Source organism: Phocoenobacter atlanticus subsp. cyclopteri (genome assembly GCF_018343795.1).
Taxonomy (GTDB): domain Bacteria; phylum Pseudomonadota; class Gammaproteobacteria; order Enterobacterales; family Pasteurellaceae; genus Phocoenobacter; species Phocoenobacter atlanticus.
Genome location: NZ_CP074346.1, coordinates 69,555 through 87,654 on the forward strand (window position 1 = coordinate 69,555; position 18,100 = coordinate 87,654).

The following is an 18,100-nucleotide window of genomic DNA, read 5'->3' on the forward strand; positions in this document are numbered from 1 at the left end:
ATTGAAAAAAGAAATATAGGGGGCTAAAAGTGAGAAAAATATTGTCTTATTATGTTATTGGTATGGTGCTATTAAATCAATCTCTTTATGCCGAAGATATGCCGACAGTTAAAGTAAATAAAATGAATATATCGCAAGTATTTACAGAAACGATTAATTCGGTCCCTGATTGTATTGAGTATTGTGTTGATGGAATGTCATTGTATGCAATTATTACACCATTTGGTGTTGATTTTGAATGGGTACTTAATATTAGCCACAACTCTCCTGATTTTTTAGTTATGTCTCACGATAATATTTCTGATACCCCTTGGCAAGAGTTTGATCGTGTTTTTGGTTCATCTTATACCAGTATAACTGAAGATATTATTAAAGGTATTACTAGCCTTAATGTGGAAGCAGGAGGGGGTAGAGGGTATTATAAAAAATGGGGACAACATCAGTCAGTCTCTTTTAAAGAATCTACAATATTAGGACATCCAGCATCACTAGTATTAAAGATGTTTAATTCGGGTGGTGTAAAGCCAAAGGGTAAGATGGTTAGGAACAGTAATGGGAATAAAGAATTTGTACCTTGTAAAACAAATGGCTGTTTAGAAGAAGAAAATAGTCCGCTGGGACACTCTATTCGCCAAGAAAATAAATTAGGTGGCATCAGTGATGCCAGTACTTATGATTGGCTTAAGCGTTTTTATAAAGGAGATACAATGAATACAACACCCACAATGATTAATGGTTTTGGGGGTAACATGGATAATATGAATGCTATAGCTAAGAATAATGACTTATCATTTTTTATGCAGAAATTAGGAAGTGCGGTATCTAAAATGGATCATTCAGGAGGAGCTGGAAATAGATTATTTTGTCCTATTAGTGTGACTCCTTTTATGCCATATTATTTAAGTGGTTTAGATGCTCTAGAGTGGCGTTTAGGGTATCCTACATCAGATGTAAGATATAGTGATGAGATCCTTAATCCATTAAGTACAAAAACGATTGGAACTGAAGTTCAAGATAGATTACAGTTAGGAAATTTACAATATAACCTACCAATGATAAATGAAATATGGGGAAAGCTCTATCCTAGAGAAGGGACTTTAGAGCATCAGTGGGATAGTAAAAGAGCAACAGTGATTGCAGCGAGATCAGTAGATATTATGCGTGAAGATACTATTTCAACTCGTATTCGTTACCAGCCTGATAAGTCTAACAATGGTTTTGGTGGTTGGGGGAAAGTATTTCCTGTAAGTGGAGATACAACTCCAGGTCAAAAAGTATCATCATGTCATAAAAATATTGCAAATACAGGAATGACTAATAATGAAACAGGAGGTTATAGTTGGACATATTGGAGAAGATATAACTGTGATATGAGAGAACCTGGTGTGTACATTACTACGGTAAAATTCCCACAGCCTATTTGTTTTACATCGGAAGTCCCAGAATGAAAAAATTATTTTTACTCATCATATTATGCTACCAATTCCCTTTTGTAATAGCGAATACTGAAACTATTTATCCATCTTATCAGATAGTCGATAAACAGGTAAAGCAAGTAGGAATAGCCTTTATTGATACAACTAAGGCGTCTATGGATTGGGTAAAAGAAAATAAAATATATCTAAGAGAGAATAATATACTTGTAATGGTTATTGGTGGAACAGAATTACTAGTTAAGCAATTAAATAGTAAATATCAAGGTGTATTATTTGGTGTTGAACCAAAGCCAAAAATGTATCTTTCTTTACTATTTAAACAGTTGAATATTAATACATTACCATACGTTATGATTCAAAAATAACTTATTTATAAGTTATATGAATAAAGTTGGTAATTAAAGAATATTATTCCTTAATTAATAATGGTATACGTGGTTGATTGTTTTTTAGATAGACTTAGATCCTAAAATTTAATTTTAATCTGGGGTGTTTTGTAGATAAGATATTTTTTTGTTTATGGGAACTGACATGTGTATAAATTTGGGTTGTGACAATAGAACTGTGACCAAGTAAGTTTTGTATATATTTTATATCAATATCTTCTTCTAGCAGTAATGTAGCAAAGGTATGTCTAAAAGTATGAGGCGTTATTTGTTTATCAATATTGGCTAATTTAACATATTTTTTTATAAGTAGTCTTACTGATTGGGAAGATATTTGATTTCCTAATTTATTGATAAAAAAACTATGGGAAGGATTAAAAAGAGAGTAGTATGATTCTAAGATATCCCATACAGGCTCTATACCCCAAAGTGTGTAAGTTAAAAATAAGGGTTGAATAATTTCAGCCCTAAATTAATATTAAACTTAATAATATTTGGAGATTTACACCAATGAAAACGATAGACCTAATTACAGATGAATTTCTAAAACAATTCAAAACAGGGGATGAATTAACGTCTTTCCTTAACGAACTACAAAAACGTGGCATTGAGCAACTGTTAGAAGCAGAGCTTGATGCTCATTTAGATTACGATAAACATCAAAAATCTAAAGGCTCAAATTATCGTAATGGACATTCAACCAAAACAATTAAATCCTCGTTAGGTGAAGCTGAAATCAATGTGCCTAGAGACCGTGATAGTAGCTTTAACCCAATGATTGTCAAGAAAAGACAAAATACCATAGACGGTATTGAAAATGTCATTATTTCCCTTTATGCCAAAGGAATGACGGTCTCAGATATCGAAGAACAAATCAGAGAAATCTATCATTTTGATGTTTCCTCCTCCACCATTTCACGTATTACTGATAAAATTAACGCTGATATTATTGCGTGGAAAAACCGACCACTAGAGCCTGTTTATTTGATTGTCTGGATGGACGGCATTGTGTTTAAAGTCAGAGAGAATGCCAAAATAATCAATAAAACCATGTATATAGCGGTAGGATTACGCACTGATGGTAAAAAAGAAGTTTTAGGCTTATGGCTTGGACGTAATGAATCATCAGCCTTTTGGATGAGTGTGTTAAGTGATATCAAAGCCCGTGGCACACAAGATATTCTTATCACAGCCACCGATAATCTTCACGGTTTTACGGAAACAATTAGAAGTGTATTCCCTGAATCAGCGACTCAAATTTGTGTCGTCCATCAAATCAGAAATGCGTGTAAATATGTGGTATGGAAGGATAAAAAAGCGTTTACAAGGGATATGAAGGATATTTATACCGCCCCAAATAGAGAAATGGCAAGGGCTGCATTTGAAGTTTTTAAAGAGAAATGGAACGATAAATATTCTTATGCGGTTTTAAGTTGGGAGCGGAATTGGGAAGAGTTAACGGTATTTTTAGACTATCCTGTTGAAATTAGGACGATTATTTACACAACAAATCTGATTGAGAACTTAAATGGTAAGATTCGGAAATATACCAAAAATAAGCTTTCTTATCCAACAGATGAAGCAGTGACAAAGTCAGTTTATTTATCTTTAAGAGAGGTGTCAAAAAAATGGACACAACCAATCAGAAATTGGGGCTTGATTTTAAATCAATTTTTGACTATTTTTGGAGATAGGATTCAAGGATAACCTTGAACCCTATTTTTAGAACTTACACAGTTTGTGGGATAGTGTCCCCATACACTTTGTTGGCAGATATGTATTATACGCTCCTTCCCTCCTTTGCCAAAAATTTTAATATTTCCATTTAAGAAATCTATATCTGTACATTTGATATTGCATAGTTCAGATACTCTTACTCCTGTAGCAAATAATAGCTCTACAATGGTTATATTCCTAATTATCATTTTTTGTTGGTACATACTCTTATTGTTATTATGGTGATATTCTTTATAAAGAAGTTCTAATATTTTTGATACTTCATTTATATTCATTACCGTTGGTAAAATGGTAGGTTCTTTAATTCTTATCTTAATTTTATGAAAGGGATTTTCAAAATCATCATTTTCAAAAGTTAAGAAATTAAACATCGCCTTTACTGAAGCAAGCTTTCTTTTTGTTGTTTTGGGTTTAAAACAAGAGATAGATTGAACATACGATTTTAAGATTTCCTTAGTTATGTCATATACATTAGTACGTTTAAACTTTTTCTCAATTAAGGTAGTAAACTGTTTTAGGTCGGTTTCATAGGATTTGATAGTTTTTATATCTAATTTTTTCTCATATCTACAATGAAAAATAAACTGAGTTATAGCATCATTTATTGATAAATTTTTATGTTTAGTTGTTGTATCTTTAGTCATTAGTTTTTGAATTGAGTTTTTGGAGATCATTGTACCTTATTATTTAATGATTGTAGTTAGCTATTTTTATCGATGCTATGATGTTTAATAGATCTTGATTTATGATTTAAAAAAGATTATTCTGCTGGTAAATCAACAATCGATAACTGTTTATTATCGTTATAACCACTTAAACGAATGCCATCTCCGTTTAAATCAAGGATAAGTGGATCGGTTGGGAGAACGCTTTTGCCAAGATTTGAAAACTCATTTAATGCAGTATAATCTTTAAGTGTTTTTGAATAGGAAGGGAGTAATCTATCAACAATTGGACTTTCTGATTTATTACAATTGGTGATCCTAAAATTATCAGTAAGGGCATTGCATGCAAACGCATTAGCAACATTATCTACTTTTCCTCTATCTGTATGCGCATTCATATTAATTTTCTTGGGATCAACATACATTCCCCAAAATCCCCCTGTATAAACAGGATCTAATTTAGAACCATTTGGAAGTGTTTCTGTTGGTTGATACAGGGCAAAATCATACTTGGATGATTATTGACCAAATATAAGTTGCTCTCTTATTTTATCTGACCATCCAGCTCGTTGTAGTTTACTCTTCATACTATCTTTGATTGGACTTAAACGAGCTAAATTCATCGCAAAACGCCTAAATATCGCCATATTTTCAGGGGCATTTTCTCGACGAATTCTTGATTCATCTTCTTTAAAAATTACATCAAGTACCCAGTGTGAACTGTTTTCAATACTCCAATGACTTCTTATTGCTTTTGCTACCATCTCAGGTGCAACAGGCAAAGAACTTATATAATAAGAAACTTCTTCACTCTTTTTTGCTTTGATTGTTCGTTTTCTAACAACTTCTATAATTGAAGTTAAATTTGACCAACCCTTTTTTTGTTCTAACCAGTCCGTCACAGCTAATTGAGTATACGTTCTCTCTTCTAATCGCCCATGTTCACCATCAATCTGTTCAAATTTATTTTGTTCAATTAAAACAGGTGTATCTCGACGAGTTTTATGATAAAAACTTTCTATTTCTTGCAGTAGTTTTTTTTGATTATCTTTTACTTGAAGGACATAATCACCGCCTTTTTTATCAATTGCTTTTGTCACTTTTTTCAAGCAATGCATGGCATCAGCTGTAACAATATTTCCTTTTATTTCTAGTATCTCAATCAACTCTAAAACAGTTTCAACTTCATTTTTTTTACCTTTAGACTTACTTTGACTTAGCACCAACTTCTGGTCTGTCGCATAGGCTGAAACACTATGTAATGCCGTCTTTCTATCACCATCAAAGGAATGACGAAGTGTTTTTCCATCAAATGCAATGACACTTTGTCCATTGGCTTCTCGTATTTCATTAACCCAACGCATGAAACAATGAGTCAACTCTTGTGGGTCTAGAGAACTTACAATTCTAGCAATCGTATCATCGACTGGAATACCATTTTCAAACGCTCTAAATTTACGTAGCCACGGGAGTTTTTCATCACCAAATAATTTAATCCCTTTCCAGCCTTCAGCTCCAGATAAAATTGCAGTTACTGTTAAAAATATAATATCGAGTAAGTCATGTTTTTTATTAATATGTGAACGGGTATCTTCTAATTGATTAAAGTGTTCAATAAATGCCATTTTATGTCTCCTTTTATATGAAGGAGTATTTGATCATAAATTAGAGTTATATTCAATTAAAGTATGATCTTGCCCTGTTGGTTGATAAGGGAAAATATAAAAACCATTTTGAGATTTTTTAGACAGAGTAACTCCCAATTCTGATGCTTTAGCATAAGAACCAAATATTTCCCCTGACTTTTCCCTCTCTTTTCTTAAATTAGTAATCCACTCTTTTACTTCTTTTTGATCCATTCCATAGTAATCAGCCGACCAGTCTCGTGGTTTTTTATGCGTTTCATTGTATAAATAGAATCCTCTGCGAATATATTTTTCTGCACCTATATCTATAAATGTTAGTACATCTTTCATTGTAGATAGAATAGATTTATCTGTTCTTGATAAATTATTAAATGATTGAGAAGAATAGTCATCGTATTTCCTATCATAGTCCCTATCAATTTTGATGATAATTTTATTCTCTATATTGTCACTAAAAACAGGTTTCAGAAACGCATTCACTGGCTTAGCAAAATAGCTATCACTGTTATAATCAAAATTATCATCATCTATTAGTAATCCAAAATTTTCAATTCTAGGGTTACCATTTTTATCAATAATATATCTTATTTTTTCAGTATCAAATGTCACTCCTATAGAACCGAAAGTAAATGCTCTTGCTGCATAATATGATTCGTCAATATCATTTAGATATCCTGAATAGTTTAAAAGTGGGTGATAGGCAGCATTTAGTAATGTTTTTTTAGCTCCTGCATAAAAAATATGTACCATTTCTTTATGTGTTAATACAACTTCTCCATTTTTATTTCTAGGTAATTTTGATAAATCAACGGTTTTATTATCATAGTTTTTACCGTTAAAAAATCGTCTAAGAATTCTAAAATCTTTTGCAGATTTTTTTATTCCTCCAACCCACTGTTGGAGCTCTTTTTCACTAACGAAAATTACTTGTTCTTCCCCTGTGTTGTAAGCTTTAAGTGCTACTAAATCAAGCTCTTTTAAGGGAACTGTTTTTTTGTTATTGTTCATAACTTATCTCCTCATATAATCTTCCACAATTATCAATAGCATATGCAACTGTATACAATAAACTATTTTTATACAGCATATGCTCCAATCCTATTTTCTGCTCAATATCAAATGGTAACCAAGCCTGAGTATACCGATATGTAAGAATTAACTTATTACCTAAAATATTAATATGATTCTTATCATAAAACTCAACATTACCATCAAGATTAAAAATTAGTGAATACTTATTAAAATCAATCATTCCGCCTTGATATTTTTGGGCTTTAATGGATTGAAGAAAATTGTGATATAGTTTGAGCATTGAGTATTTTTTTGAGATATTATTTGTATAAAAAGTTGTAAACTTGTAATCCAAAGTTTCAGTAGTAAATTTTCTATCTATAAGCCAAATATCACAATAGCTACTAGGTTTACAAAAATTATATACTTCTCCTAAATCTCCATTTTTATGCTGTTTTATTGATTTTAAAAGGATATATCCTATATCTTTCCATACAGCTTTTTCAAACTCACTTTTTGTTAACTGACAATTCATAGGATAATTTCGTTGAATAAACTCTTTTGCTTTATTTACTGGTGTAAATTCCTTAATAACCAATAAAAAAATAAATAAGAAAAAAGCATATATCTTCCATTTTCTTTTTTTATTTAGTGAATTACCTTTTGTTTCTATTTTCATTTTAATTACATATTTTTAAAGTTTATGGCGGTTAGATATTTTTACTTTTTTACAAAATTTTATTGATTATTACGCTTAAAGTTTAAATAAGCAATTTTAGCTAACAATGCATCATTACCACTCATAATAAAACTCCTTATAAGTCAAAATAACTATTTACTATATCCATCATAGAATTCCAATTATAACTCCTACACTGAATCCAGCCATAGTCAACACCAAAATTGATGTAATTAGGATAACGACCATTCACATCAATTGAGTGAGTAATAACCGTACTACTTTTATTATCATAATAAAGAGTAAACTGCTTTGAAAATAAAGTGAATAATTTACTGTCATCTTTATAAAATCCTAAAGATAGCTTGGGTAACATAGCTGATAATTGGTATGTTCTTCCTTCAAATTTAATGGTTTTAGGATAACCTTTTATTTTATTGCTAGTATTATTAAATTCTTCCATTGTTGGATGATGCCAAGAGCCATTAATTTCTTTTAATGTGATTTTTGAAAAATCTAGATCTGGTCTACTTGACCGCCATTGTTCTTTAGAAAGATAAATTTCTACTCCTTTATCTCCCAACATGGCACACCTAATAGGAGTTGTAATTTCTGCTATGATCCACTGAAAACAAAATGGTAAAATACAAAAACTACTAATAGTAAAAATTATTATACACCTTGTGTGAGACTTTCACTTTTGTTCTCCATTCGTTATTTGTAGCGGTTAGATATTTGCACTTTTTTGCAAAAATTTTATTGATGAGAATGAATGTTAAAAAAATGATATTCCTCTGTTTTTATTTTGTCAATAGAAATTTTAAGGTTTTTGGAAAATATTTTTGCGTAGAAAAAGGAAAGTATTTCAGATAAGATTAAACAAGATAAGGTGCTGTTTTATAAGAAGTATTTTTATAGTTTTCTCTATTTTTAATATTCATCAATTGCGTCACATCCAACTTATCATTTTGTAAGTCAATATCATTGGCTAATAATTGCTTACGACTAATGACATAAGGTGTTTTCCCATCTAATAAGCGACCATTTTTATCTCGGTCAATAATATCCATTACAGGTAGAGGATTATCAAGACCTAGATCATTTTCTTGTGGTAATAAGTAGCCTTTAATATCTTTAAAGTTAGCTTTTTCTACATTACGTACAAAGTCCGTACCATCACGTCCTTGAACTGTATCTGTAATAAGTACACCATCTTGAACTTTTTTGATTTTATAATCTGCGAAGTTACCGCTATATGTCACTATATCATCACCGTCTTCACCGTCTAGGTAATCATCTCCACTGTCACCACTGAGCATATCATTACCTTTACCCCCAAAGAGCACATCATCATCTGAGCCTCCCCAGATTAAATCATTACCTTGGTTACCGATAAGATAGTCATTACCACGATGTCCACGAATCAAGTCATCACCCAAGTTACCCATAATAAGGTCATTGCCATTTTCTCCTGAGAGTGCATCATTCGCAAAGCCACCTAAAATTGTGTCATCACCATCGCCACCGCGTACATAAACGGTTTTATTGCCACTAGAAACAATCACATCATCGCCACGACCACCTTGTATTGCTTCTACTTCAGCTTTAAATAAATCAATATTAACGGCTTTATTACCCACGACTTGAATGATATCTTCACCTTCACCACCGTGAATATTTTCGGCTTTATCATCACCATCAATAATTAATACATCATCACCAGAACCACCATAGAAGGTATCACTGCCAAGGTTACCTGCAAGCCAGTTATTACCGTCATCGCCTTTTAACACATCATTACCTACACCAGCAGCAATATTTTTTACTCCTAATTTTTTGGCGTCTAAGGTTGTATTGCCTTTTTCAGTTGATGTAAACACAGAGTTTTCACCAATACGTCCATCCCCTTGTGTTTCTACTTTTACGCCCCCTTCAAGATGAGTAAAAGTATTCCCTCTTGGATCGGCTAAAAAATTAACGGATAATGCTTGATTCGTTTTACCATTAATCATAAAATCACCACGGGCTAAAATCTCATTTCCGTCATAGAACTCACCACCCACATAGTTATAACCTAAATTGATTTTGGTGATTTTTAAACTGGCAAGGGTTAATAATTCTCCTTTATCGGTTTGACCATTTTGGTTTTTATCTTTCCATACACGAACCGTGTTCCAAGCATTATCTTTTTTATCAAAGACACCATCGTTATTACTGTCTAAGGTTCTTAATGCATCAAAACCTGTTTTAAAACGTTTCTCACCAGTTTCGCCATTTTTTCCAACTTTACCTGCATAAAACTCAGAGAAAATCTCACTGATATTATCAATTTTACCATTTTTATTAAGGTCGTTTACTAAGAACCCATCATCAGCATTAATCCAACCTGTTTGCTCTAATGAACCTCCGTCATTATCAATATCAAATAAAATTTTGTTATCGTTATAACTACTTAAATGAATACCATCACCATTCAAATCGAGAATGAGGGGATCGGTTGGGAGAACACTTTTACCGAGATTTGAAGCATTATTCAGTGTAAGACTATCTGCAATATCAATTATTTTTACTGGTAATGATATATCGCTAATTGGTTTCTCTGATTTATTACCATTACTAAGTCTAAAATCATCGGTTACAGTATTAGACTTAAAGGTATTGGTAGCATTGTCAACTTTATCTCTATCTGCATATGCATCTAAATTTAGTGTATTCGCATCGGCATATAACCCCCAACCATAATCGGTATAAACAGGATCGTATTTAAACCTTCCATCAGGAAGTTTTTCTGTTGGTTGAGTGGTGAGATATTTAAATTCACTTTTAGTTTCCTTAAACATTTTTTTAGCCATTTCATCAGTTAAACCATGTTCTGTCAGAGAAAATGAATCAGAGTGTGGTAATGGCTCTTTCTCTGGAATAGTTGGATTAATAGTATATAGTGTATTTGTTTCAATATCATATCCAGCCTCAACGAGACTATCTATTTTATGTCCAGCCATTTGTAACCCAAGGGCTCCTAATGATGAAGTTAACATCCAGTTCCCTAGTAAACCAGCAGACGCTATTTCCTCTGGTTTGAACCTAAAAATATAGTCATTAGATTTTTTTAGTACAACTAGCTTTCCATACTGATTATTTCTAATGTCATTAGCAACTAGTCTGAGTCCACTTCCAACATAATTTGTAAGTGTTTCTCTTTTACTAAAATCAAATGAGCTATCTACAGATGTAGCCATCTCTTCCAAAAACTTTTGATGCCCTCTAATATTTATTCCTGCTCCATTGAACCCGTTAACATAATTTGAATTTTTATGAGTAAAATGAATGAGAGTTCCCAATGCATAGCCAAGACTATGTCCTACTTGATAAAATTTTATATTAGAATCAAGTGAACTATCAATAAAATTCATTGCATCTTTATATTGTTGACGAGCAATTCCTGTAATTGCTAATTTAACATCTACTATTGCTAAATCATATAAATCGTGAGTTCCACGATGAACAACAATATGCTCTTGAGTATCTCTTTTTCTAACAATAATACCAGAATAACCATTATCAGTTTCAGCTTGTTGAGCAACTAATTCATAGTGTTCATTAAAATAATTAATTTCCTCCTCAGATATTGAGGTGTCTTCATCAGTTAATACTGCTTTCTTTATATCAGAAGTATTATTCAATAAATTACCTTGACTATCACGCTTAAAATCTAAATAAGATATTTTGGCTAACAATGCATCATTTCCGCTCATCTTAACACCTCTAAGTTTACTTAAAATAGTTTCGTACCATTATGGTCATTGAAATATCATTATCTCTATTACATTTTATTGAACTATGATCAAGTCCCATATTTGCATAATTACGATAATAACCTCTCACATCTTTTGAATTTGCTACAACAGAATTCAGCTTATTATCATAGTAAAGCCAATAAATTTTCGAAAATACATCATAAGCTTCTGTTTTATTAACGTATACTGTTATTGAAAATTTTGGATAAATTCCCCAAAGTTCATAATTTTGTCCCTTAAATTTAAAATTTTTTTTATAGTTTTTCATTTTAAGGTCATGATATTCTGATGAACCTATCCAGTTGTTTTCAAAATCACTAGATGAAATCTTAGAAAAATCCAAATCAGATCTACTTGCTCGCCATTGTTCTTTAGAAAGATAAATTTCTACACCTTTATCTCCCAACATGGCACACCTAATAGGAGTTGTAATTTCTGCTATAATCCACTCAAAACAAAATGGCAAGATACAAAGAGTGCTAATAGTAAGAATTATTATACATCTTGGTGAGACTTTCACTTTTCTTCTCCATTTGTTATTTGTAGCGGTAAGATATTTGTATTTTTTTGTAAGATTTTTACTGATGAGAATGATTGTCAAAAATATAGTATTCCTCTATATTTATTTTGTCAATAGAAATTTTTAAATATTTTTAATGTAGAAAATAGAGAGACTTTAAGGTGATTAAGTGATTGTTTTATATTGACTTTTGTTTTGTTGAGAGTGCAGGGTGTCACTGAAAATATGATTGTTTGGGTGTCTAAGAATGATATTATTATCCAAATTACCTATAATGAAGTCATTACAATTTTCAATAGAGAGAGCATTATTCACACAGGGATATCAACTAGTGTTATCACCCATCATCACCTCGGAAATAAACGATTTTATTATCACCAATTCACCTAATTATTCTTAAAAAAATAGCCAACCGATAATATCGATTGGCTATTACTGTGATTACCACCAAGCATAAAAGAGCAAAATATCTTTTTCAAAATCAAACTCATTAAGTGTTTTTTTGCAAAACTCATTGACTTCTTTTACATCTTCATAGTAATAATTATCATATAATTGGCTTCCGAAGAAAAAACCTGTAGTACAAGGTAGATATTCTTCTGCAATTTCTTGAGTTTTAGTATTAAGGACTTTTTTAGTATCACTTAATAATTTCTCTATATGATGTTTTTCTATAACAATTTCTTGGCAATTATCAAAATCACTAACATTGTTATACATCCAGTTAATTAAAAAATTAACTTTACGGAAATATCCATAATTTTCTTTATTTTTTTGAAAATAAATATCTAATCCCATTTTAGTTCTCCATATTTTAGTATTAAAAAAGGAGAATCTCCCTTTAGGGATGATTCTCCTTAAAGGGTTAAGGTTTGAATTTATATATTTCTATGAGCCTTTACTAAATCTTTTGCCATTTCAAAAAGAATGCTGTTATCCGCTTCTTCATCAAAGACATCTAATCCAGTTTCAGGCATCACACCTGATGTTGATTGACTAACTTTTATTTTGTTAGACATTAAAGACAAACATTTTGTTTGACTGGTACTGTCATAGCAAGAAAAATATACTTCAACATCATTTTTTTGACCTAATCGCCAACTACGTCTTGAAGCTTGCTCAAGCGTATATGTATTTGTGCCAGTTTGCATAAAATATAATGTAGGAAATGCAAATAAGTCTAAACCTGTTTTTACAAGTTCAGGGTTTGTGATTAAAACATCAATGTTTTGCTCTACTTTATCTGCAATCCAGTCTTCTCGTTCATCTGTTTTCACATTAGAACGAAGAACCGCTACATTAAGTCCTTTGTTTTCTAAAAAGCCTTTTAATCGTGTCATTGTATCGTGTTTACCTGTATAGGTAGTGTATATAATCACTTTACGATTTTGTTGCTTTTGTGCTAAACAAAGATCTATACAATCTTGCTCTTTTGGCATTGGTCTATTTTCATCAAAATGATGACGGACATTAACTAATGGTTTTTTCGTTTTTGGATGATAAAGCACTTCTTCTCTAAATGCAGTATCAGTCCATCTTAGTAAGAAAGTCATCACTAATCCAATCAGTGAATTATCCTTTTTACGTATGGCTTCTCGCATAATACCAATCAGTTTATCTTCCAAATCTTTATAGTATTTTTGCATATCTGCTGGTAACGATACGGTATGCGTATTTTCCGTATAAGCAGGTAATTCATTACCAAAATCATTTAATTTCATAAAGACAGTAAATGGTAGGATATGTTTTGCAATACCCATAGGAGAAAATCCAGGTGCTTTTTTAACAGATGTACGAGTTTGGTTACCTTTTGCTGTTTTATGAGCAGGACCATTCGTCGTTTTAATCACATCAATTAGCACTCCATATCTACGCATAAAGTCCATTTCTGCTGTTCCTAATGAATTAGATTGATTGGCAGAAAAGCCTTGTGAACGCATAAAACTTGGCATAATTCTCCATAATAAATGGAATAAATCACTTGCATATCCTCCCATCAAGGTACCTGTTAAAGGTAACACTTGATCTGAAGCACTGCATAATACAGCCATTGCTTGCCCTTGTGCAGAGCCTGAATTTTTGTATTCGTGTGCTTCATCAGCAATCGCAAGCCCAAAGAATTTTCTTGGAAAATAACGTTTAATAAACTCACTTGGTTGATAAGAAATAAACCGTAAGGCAAATTCTAATCGTCCTAAAGATCGCTCAATACGTTTTGCGTGTTTATCAGTGAAATAAAACTCACCTTGTTTTTCAGGATCGTATAAGTTTACAAATTCATAAATATTATCATCAATAATACTGGTGAGTTGCTCGACACCAAATTGTTGAACCATTTTTTGAGCCGTCACTTTGCCAATACCTGGTAATTTTTGTAAGAATTTTATTAATTGTAATTCTTTATTATCATTACCTGTATTTGCTCGATGGTGCATTGTCCATAATGGGTTTGAGCATTTACTACAATATTGTTGATCATTAGAAAATTCATCTGTAAACCGATTTACATCAACGAAATTTTTATCACTATCAATAAAAAAATCACCACAATGTGAACAAGCAATATATTCATCAGTATGAGAGACTTTTTCACTGTTATTAAGTGTTGTAATGCTATGGATCTTACGAATAGTGTATGCAGGTTTCCAATGAAAGCCCATTCGCATACGAACTCGTCCAATAACAATAAATTGTGGAATAGTATTATCTAAGGTTTTATTTAATACTTGTTCACGCAATTTCAACAGTTTATTAATCGCATCACTACCATTAATGACGGTGACTTTTGCATTTTGTATCGTTGATAATATTTCTCTTCTCCATTTATATACTAAATGGGGAGGGCATATGACGAAAATAGGTTTAGGGTTATATTTGTGATAAATTGCAGCAGTGGCAATAGACACATACGTTTTACCTGTTCCCATTTCGCCATTGAGAATGATTGCTTCTAATTTATGCTCAATAAATCCTTTTAAAATATTATGAATTTTAATTCTTTGTGGACCTAGAGGTGTTCTCTCTAATCCATCAATAATTTTTTCATACTTGGGGTTAAGCTCTTGCTCATTAAATAATGGAGAAGATAAAAATTTGTATTGTCAATTTTATGGTACATATATGGTTAACAGATTTGTGATTATTTTGATATGAATAATATAATAGGAAAGAAAAGTTTTTTACTTTAAAAACATTTCATAATATAATATAATATATATTATTAATAATTTAGTATTGAGGTAATAATTATGTCTGTTGCAGAAACCACCAGAACCTTTATTTCAACGGTTGAAGATGGAAGACTTTTTACCTATAAAGATATTCCTTGCCCTGAAAAATCAAGTGTAGCGATAGAGTTAAGTCGGCTTTTTAAAAAAGGGGTAATAAAAAAAGTATCAAAAGGGAAGTTCTATAAACCTAAGAAAAGATCTTTTGGTGAATTAGAACCAAGCTCTATAGAAAAAATCGAAAGTCTTATCACCTCAACGGATGATATAGTTTATGAAACAGGATGTAATGTATTTAGAAAATTAGGATTAACGACTCAAGTGGCAAATGAGATTACACTTGCTACCAATAAGCCATATAAAAAGGTTTCTATTGATAACATTAATGTGAAATTTGTTCCTATAAGGGTAAATGCTCAAAAAGATGATATTTACTTACTACAAATTTTGGATGCTCTAAAAGATATTAAAAGAATACCAGCGACTACACCAACTGAAACAGTACAGAGAATTGCAAAAATCATAGGCTCTTTATCATCTCAGGAGCTGGAAAAAATGGTCTCTTTGGCGCTTAAATATACACCAAGAACACGAGCGTTATTAGGTGCTATATTACAAAGTTTAGGTGAAGTATTATATTTGGATAGACTCAAATCTTCGCTTAATCCATTAACTTCCTATAAAATAGAGTTGAATAAAGAAGTTTTACAGAATACAAGAGATTGGAACATTATATGATATTGCATACAGAGCAAGAGGACTTCAGAGATTTAATTGAAGCAACAGCCAAGAGCCTTAATTTAGCAAGTATTTATGTAGAAAAAGATTACTGGGTGACCTATATTCTTAAAAAATTAAGTGAAAGTAAATACGTTGATGTTGCTATATTTAAAGGTGGAACATCGTTATCTAAAGCATATAAAATCATCCATAGATTTTCAGAAGATATTGATTTAGCCATTATTAATAAAGACTTGAGTGCAAATCAAACTAAAAATCTCATTAAAAATATTGAGAAAGCAATACTGGATGAAAACTTTATTGAGCATAAGACGGATTATACATCTAAAGGCTCAAAGTTTAGAAAAACAGTATATGAATATCCCAAAATTATGGATGGATTATGGGGGCATGCAAAAGAGCAATTAATTCTTGAATTAAACTCCTTTACTCAACCAGAGCCTTATGTAACTAAGAAAATTAATACTTATATTTATGATTTTTTAAACAATCAAAATAAGGAAGCGAGAGAACTAATACAGAAGTATCATTTAGAGCCTTTTGATATCAACATTCTTGATTATAAAAGAACATTTTGTGAAAAAATTAGTGCTATAGCAAGGGCTTCATATGATGATCATAATGATAGTAACTATACAAATACTAAAAGTAAAATAAGACATTTTTATGATTTATTTTTCTTGATGCAACAAGATGATATTCAATTATTTATTGATAGTGATGAATTTATAAATATGCTCAAAAAAGTTAGGGCTGATGATGAGTATCAATTTAATGATGATTGGGCTAAAGCTTCATTCTCATCAGTAGATATTTTCTGTAACCCTCGTGAAGTATTGAATGATTTAAGATCATTTTATGAAAATGAATTTAAGGCATTAGTATATGATTATAGAATAATGCCTTCAGTTGATGATCTTATTATTTCAGTTGAAAAAATATCAACAATTTTATATACAGACATTGAGGCTTAATCTGAAATTTTGAACGGTCTCTTTTAAATGTCCCGTGAAGTCGCAATTTGCGACTTTATTGGAGATCTATTCAACATCTAGTATTCATTTAGTTATACTACTTTTCAAATATAATAATAAAAATATCGTGGAATATATTATTCCTTATTATTTTTACTTTCTAAAGAGTAATAAGGCAACTTTAACTTCACTTGCTAACCACCTTTTTGAAGTGTTCTCTCCAAATTGTATAGGGCGGGGAAATATTGGGTCATTAAGTAGATTCCTCCTCACCGTCCTTTCGCTTTGTTTGATATAAGCTGCGATATCTTTAATAGACCAGTAAGTATCTTCATTATCTTTCTGTGTATATTGTTGTTGAGTTTTTCTTGTAGGTTGTTTAGCTACTTTAGCATTGTTAGGAATACGATGTGAAAATATACTATTGTGCATTTTTATGTTCTCCTTTTAATAATAGAAACAGTAATTTCAGAAGCAACCTTACTTTTCAGAATTGTCGCAAGCATATAAACGCCTTGTTCTGTAAACAATCTAGGATTATTTCTTACCGCTTCATTTATTCTTTTGGTTTCAACCCCATAAAGCAGAGCCAAATCCCTATCTAACATTACGTGTTTATCTCTTATGGTATAAATTTTTGATTTAATATCAAAGAGTTCCATTGTGGTTAATTTATTCATAGTGATAATTTTGTGTGATTATATTTGTATGACTATAATCGAAATTTTTATCTCCAAATAAAAATTATTTTAATTTTGCGATAAGGATCGTAAAAATAACGCTTTATAAGCGGTTAGGTAAATGCAACTTTTTGCAAATTTATCTAAAAATTAAATACTTCTAGTTTATAGATTCTTTAATCAATACTTATAATATAAAAAACAGTTAAATTTTGTTAAACTTATTCCAATACTTAAAAATAATAGGATCAAACAATGATTACTCTCTATGGCATAAAAAACTGTGACACTGTTAAAAAAGCACTGAAATGGTGTGTGGATAATAATTTACCAGCAACTTTACACGATTATCGTGTGGATGGATTAGATAAAGATTGGTTAATTAATATAGAAGCTCTTTTAGGTTGGGATAAGCTGGTGAATAAGCGTTCTACAACTTGGCGAAATTTAGATTCAGACATTAAAGATAATTTAAACCGAGAATTAGCATTAAAGGTGTTGTTAGAAAATCCTACGTTAATTAAACGTCCAATTACCATTAAAGATGATGTGGTGTTACTTGGTTTTAATGCAAATGAATATACAGCGAAGTTAAAATAAA

19 protein-coding genes are annotated in these 18,100 nt (G+C 31.1%); 6 read left to right on the forward strand and 13 right to left on the reverse strand.

Annotated elements, in window-relative coordinates; genetic code table 11:
* Nucleotides 1-29: 29 nt before the first annotated feature.
* A complete protein-coding gene (locus tag KGI96_RS00350) occupies nucleotides 30-1,448 on the forward strand; it encodes a TraU family protein (protein WP_211598095.1) in 1,419 nt (472 codons plus the stop codon).
* The gene (locus KGI96_RS00355) at nucleotides 1,445-1,801 is read left to right on the forward strand and encodes a hypothetical protein (protein WP_211598097.1); all 357 of its coding nucleotides are present in this window, start codon (nucleotides 1,445-1,447) and stop codon (nucleotides 1,799-1,801) included. The genes KGI96_RS00350 and KGI96_RS00355 overlap by 4 nt, the downstream gene beginning before the upstream one ends.
* 94 nt (nucleotides 1,802-1,895) lie before the next feature.
* Here KGI96_RS00355 and KGI96_RS11220 read toward each other — a convergent pair whose 3' ends face one another.
* A complete protein-coding gene (locus KGI96_RS11220; protein ID WP_211598107.1) occupies nucleotides 1,896-2,282 on the reverse strand; it encodes a tyrosine-type recombinase/integrase in 387 nt (128 codons plus the stop codon).
* A 50-nt stretch (nucleotides 2,283-2,332) separates the two neighbouring features.
* Here KGI96_RS11220 and KGI96_RS00365 point away from each other — a divergent pair, with 50 nt between their 5' ends.
* On the forward strand, nucleotides 2,333-3,529 hold the full coding sequence (locus tag KGI96_RS00365; protein WP_211598099.1) for an IS256 family transposase: 1,197 nt from the start codon (nucleotides 2,333-2,335) through the stop codon (nucleotides 3,527-3,529).
* Here KGI96_RS00365 and KGI96_RS00370 read toward each other — a convergent pair.
* From KGI96_RS00370 to KGI96_RS00415, 10 genes are all read right to left on the reverse strand, one after another.
* Nucleotides 3,520-4,203 carry a tyrosine-type recombinase/integrase gene (locus KGI96_RS00370; RefSeq protein ID WP_211598101.1) on the reverse strand — a complete coding sequence of 228 codons (684 nt, stop codon included), beginning with the start codon at nucleotides 4,201-4,203 and terminating at the stop codon, nucleotides 3,520-3,522. The two genes, KGI96_RS00365 and KGI96_RS00370, sit on opposite strands and share 10 nt — an antisense overlap.
* 116 nt (nucleotides 4,204-4,319) lie before the next feature.
* A complete protein-coding gene (locus KGI96_RS00375; protein ID WP_213156496.1) occupies nucleotides 4,320-4,622 on the reverse strand; it encodes a hypothetical protein in 303 nt (100 codons plus the stop codon).
* 120 nt (nucleotides 4,623-4,742) lie between these two features.
* On the reverse strand, nucleotides 4,743-5,849 hold the full coding sequence (locus KGI96_RS00380) for an ISAs1 family transposase (protein ID WP_213156498.1): 1,107 nt from the start codon (nucleotides 5,847-5,849) through the stop codon (nucleotides 4,743-4,745).
* Between the two features lie 33 nt (nucleotides 5,850-5,882).
* On the reverse strand, nucleotides 5,883-6,878 hold the full coding sequence (locus tag KGI96_RS00385) for a hypothetical protein (protein WP_211597675.1): 996 nt from the start codon (nucleotides 6,876-6,878) through the stop codon (nucleotides 5,883-5,885).
* Entirely contained in the window at nucleotides 6,868-7,560 is a 693-nt protein-coding gene (locus KGI96_RS00390) for a hypothetical protein (protein WP_211597676.1), read from the reverse strand. Before KGI96_RS00390 ends, KGI96_RS00385 begins: the two co-directional genes overlap by 11 nt.
* A 136-nt stretch (nucleotides 7,561-7,696) precedes the next feature.
* Nucleotides 7,697-8,146, reverse strand: a complete 450-nt coding sequence (locus tag KGI96_RS00395) for a hypothetical protein (RefSeq protein ID WP_211597677.1) — start codon at nucleotides 8,144-8,146, stop codon at nucleotides 7,697-7,699.
* Between the two features lie 289 nt (nucleotides 8,147-8,435).
* Nucleotides 8,436-11,315, reverse strand: a complete 2,880-nt coding sequence (locus KGI96_RS00400) for an alpha/beta hydrolase family protein (protein ID WP_229577183.1) — start codon at nucleotides 11,313-11,315, stop codon at nucleotides 8,436-8,438.
* Between the two features lie 16 nt (nucleotides 11,316-11,331).
* The gene (locus KGI96_RS00405; RefSeq protein ID WP_211597678.1) at nucleotides 11,332-11,958 is read right to left on the reverse strand and encodes a hypothetical protein; all 627 of its coding nucleotides are present in this window, start codon (nucleotides 11,956-11,958) and stop codon (nucleotides 11,332-11,334) included.
* 360 nt (nucleotides 11,959-12,318) lie between these two features.
* Nucleotides 12,319-12,675, reverse strand: coding sequence for a hypothetical protein (locus tag KGI96_RS00410; RefSeq protein ID WP_211597679.1), 357 nt, complete (start codon nucleotides 12,673-12,675; stop codon nucleotides 12,319-12,321).
* A gap of 80 nt (nucleotides 12,676-12,755) precedes the next feature.
* Nucleotides 12,756-14,915 carry an SNF2-related protein gene (locus KGI96_RS00415; protein ID WP_306344737.1) on the reverse strand — a complete coding sequence of 720 codons (2,160 nt, stop codon included), beginning with the start codon at nucleotides 14,913-14,915 and terminating at the stop codon, nucleotides 12,756-12,758.
* A gap of 210 nt (nucleotides 14,916-15,125) precedes the next feature.
* On the opposite strand from KGI96_RS00415, the gene KGI96_RS00420 reads away from it, so the two are divergent.
* Both KGI96_RS00420 and KGI96_RS00425 read left to right on the forward strand, forming a co-directional pair.
* Nucleotides 15,126-15,842: a DUF6088 family protein gene (locus KGI96_RS00420; protein WP_211597681.1), complete on the forward strand. Its 717-nt coding sequence runs from the start codon at nucleotides 15,126-15,128 to the stop codon at nucleotides 15,840-15,842.
* Nucleotides 15,839-16,819 carry a nucleotidyl transferase AbiEii/AbiGii toxin family protein gene (locus KGI96_RS00425; RefSeq protein WP_211597682.1) on the forward strand — a complete coding sequence of 327 codons (981 nt, stop codon included), beginning with the start codon at nucleotides 15,839-15,841 and terminating at the stop codon, nucleotides 16,817-16,819. The genes KGI96_RS00420 and KGI96_RS00425 overlap by 4 nt, the downstream gene beginning before the upstream one ends.
* Nucleotides 16,820-16,972: 153 nt before the next feature.
* Here the strand turns inward: KGI96_RS00425 and KGI96_RS00430 are convergent, their stop codons facing one another.
* Together KGI96_RS00430 and KGI96_RS00435 are read right to left on the reverse strand one after the other, a co-directional pair.
* Nucleotides 16,973-17,251, reverse strand: a complete 279-nt coding sequence (locus tag KGI96_RS00430; protein ID WP_211597683.1) for a helix-turn-helix transcriptional regulator — start codon at nucleotides 17,249-17,251, stop codon at nucleotides 16,973-16,975.
* A 2-nt stretch (nucleotides 17,252-17,253) separates the two neighbouring features.
* Nucleotides 17,254-17,499, reverse strand: coding sequence for an ORF6N domain-containing protein (locus KGI96_RS00435; protein WP_229577185.1), 246 nt, complete (start codon nucleotides 17,497-17,499; stop codon nucleotides 17,254-17,256).
* A 255-nt stretch (nucleotides 17,500-17,754) separates the two neighbouring features.
* On the opposite strand from KGI96_RS00435, the gene KGI96_RS00440 reads away from it, so the two are divergent.
* Entirely contained in the window at nucleotides 17,755-18,099 is a 345-nt protein-coding gene (locus tag KGI96_RS00440) for a Spx/MgsR family RNA polymerase-binding regulatory protein (RefSeq protein ID WP_211597684.1), read from the forward strand.
* Nucleotide 18,100 lies beyond the last annotated feature (1 nt).

Excerpts from the sequence above, each read along its gene's own strand:
- KGI96_RS00395 (WP_211597677.1), bottom strand. The coding sequence starts at position 8,146 with ATGTTGGGAGATAAAGGAGTAGAAATTTATCTTTCTAAAGAACAATGG.
- KGI96_RS00355 (WP_211598097.1), top strand. The coding sequence starts at position 1,445 with ATGAAAAAATTATTTTTACTCATCATATTATGCTACCAATTCCCTTTT.
- KGI96_RS00400 (WP_229577183.1), bottom strand. The coding sequence starts at position 11,315 with ATGAGCGGAAATGATGCATTGTTAGCCAAAATATCTTATTTAGATTTT.
- KGI96_RS00435 (WP_229577185.1), bottom strand. The coding sequence starts at position 17,499 with ATGAATAAATTAACCACAATGGAACTCTTTGATATTAAATCAAAAATT.
- KGI96_RS00365 (WP_211598099.1), top strand. The coding sequence starts at position 2,333 with ATGAAAACGATAGACCTAATTACAGATGAATTTCTAAAACAATTCAAA.
- KGI96_RS00430 (WP_211597683.1), bottom strand. The coding sequence starts at position 17,251 with ATGCACAATAGTATATTTTCACATCGTATTCCTAACAATGCTAAAGTA.
- KGI96_RS00385 (WP_211597675.1), bottom strand. The coding sequence starts at position 6,878 with ATGAACAATAACAAAAAAACAGTTCCCTTAAAAGAGCTTGATTTAGTA.
- KGI96_RS00390 (WP_211597676.1), bottom strand. The coding sequence starts at position 7,560 with ATGAAAATAGAAACAAAAGGTAATTCACTAAATAAAAAAAGAAAATGG.
- KGI96_RS00370 (WP_211598101.1), bottom strand. The coding sequence starts at position 4,203 with ATGACTAAAGATACAACAACTAAACATAAAAATTTATCAATAAATGAT.
- KGI96_RS00420 (WP_211597681.1), top strand. The coding sequence starts at position 15,126 with ATGTCTGTTGCAGAAACCACCAGAACCTTTATTTCAACGGTTGAAGAT.
- KGI96_RS00440 (WP_211597684.1), top strand. The coding sequence starts at position 17,755 with ATGATTACTCTCTATGGCATAAAAAACTGTGACACTGTTAAAAAAGCA.
- KGI96_RS00425 (WP_211597682.1), top strand. The coding sequence starts at position 15,839 with ATGATATTGCATACAGAGCAAGAGGACTTCAGAGATTTAATTGAAGCA.
- KGI96_RS00380 (WP_213156498.1), bottom strand. The coding sequence starts at position 5,849 with ATGGCATTTATTGAACACTTTAATCAATTAGAAGATACCCGTTCACAT.
- KGI96_RS00410 (WP_211597679.1), bottom strand. The coding sequence starts at position 12,675 with ATGGGATTAGATATTTATTTTCAAAAAAATAAAGAAAATTATGGATAT.
- KGI96_RS00375 (WP_213156496.1), bottom strand. The coding sequence starts at position 4,622 with ATGAATGCGCATACAGATAGAGGAAAAGTAGATAATGTTGCTAATGCG.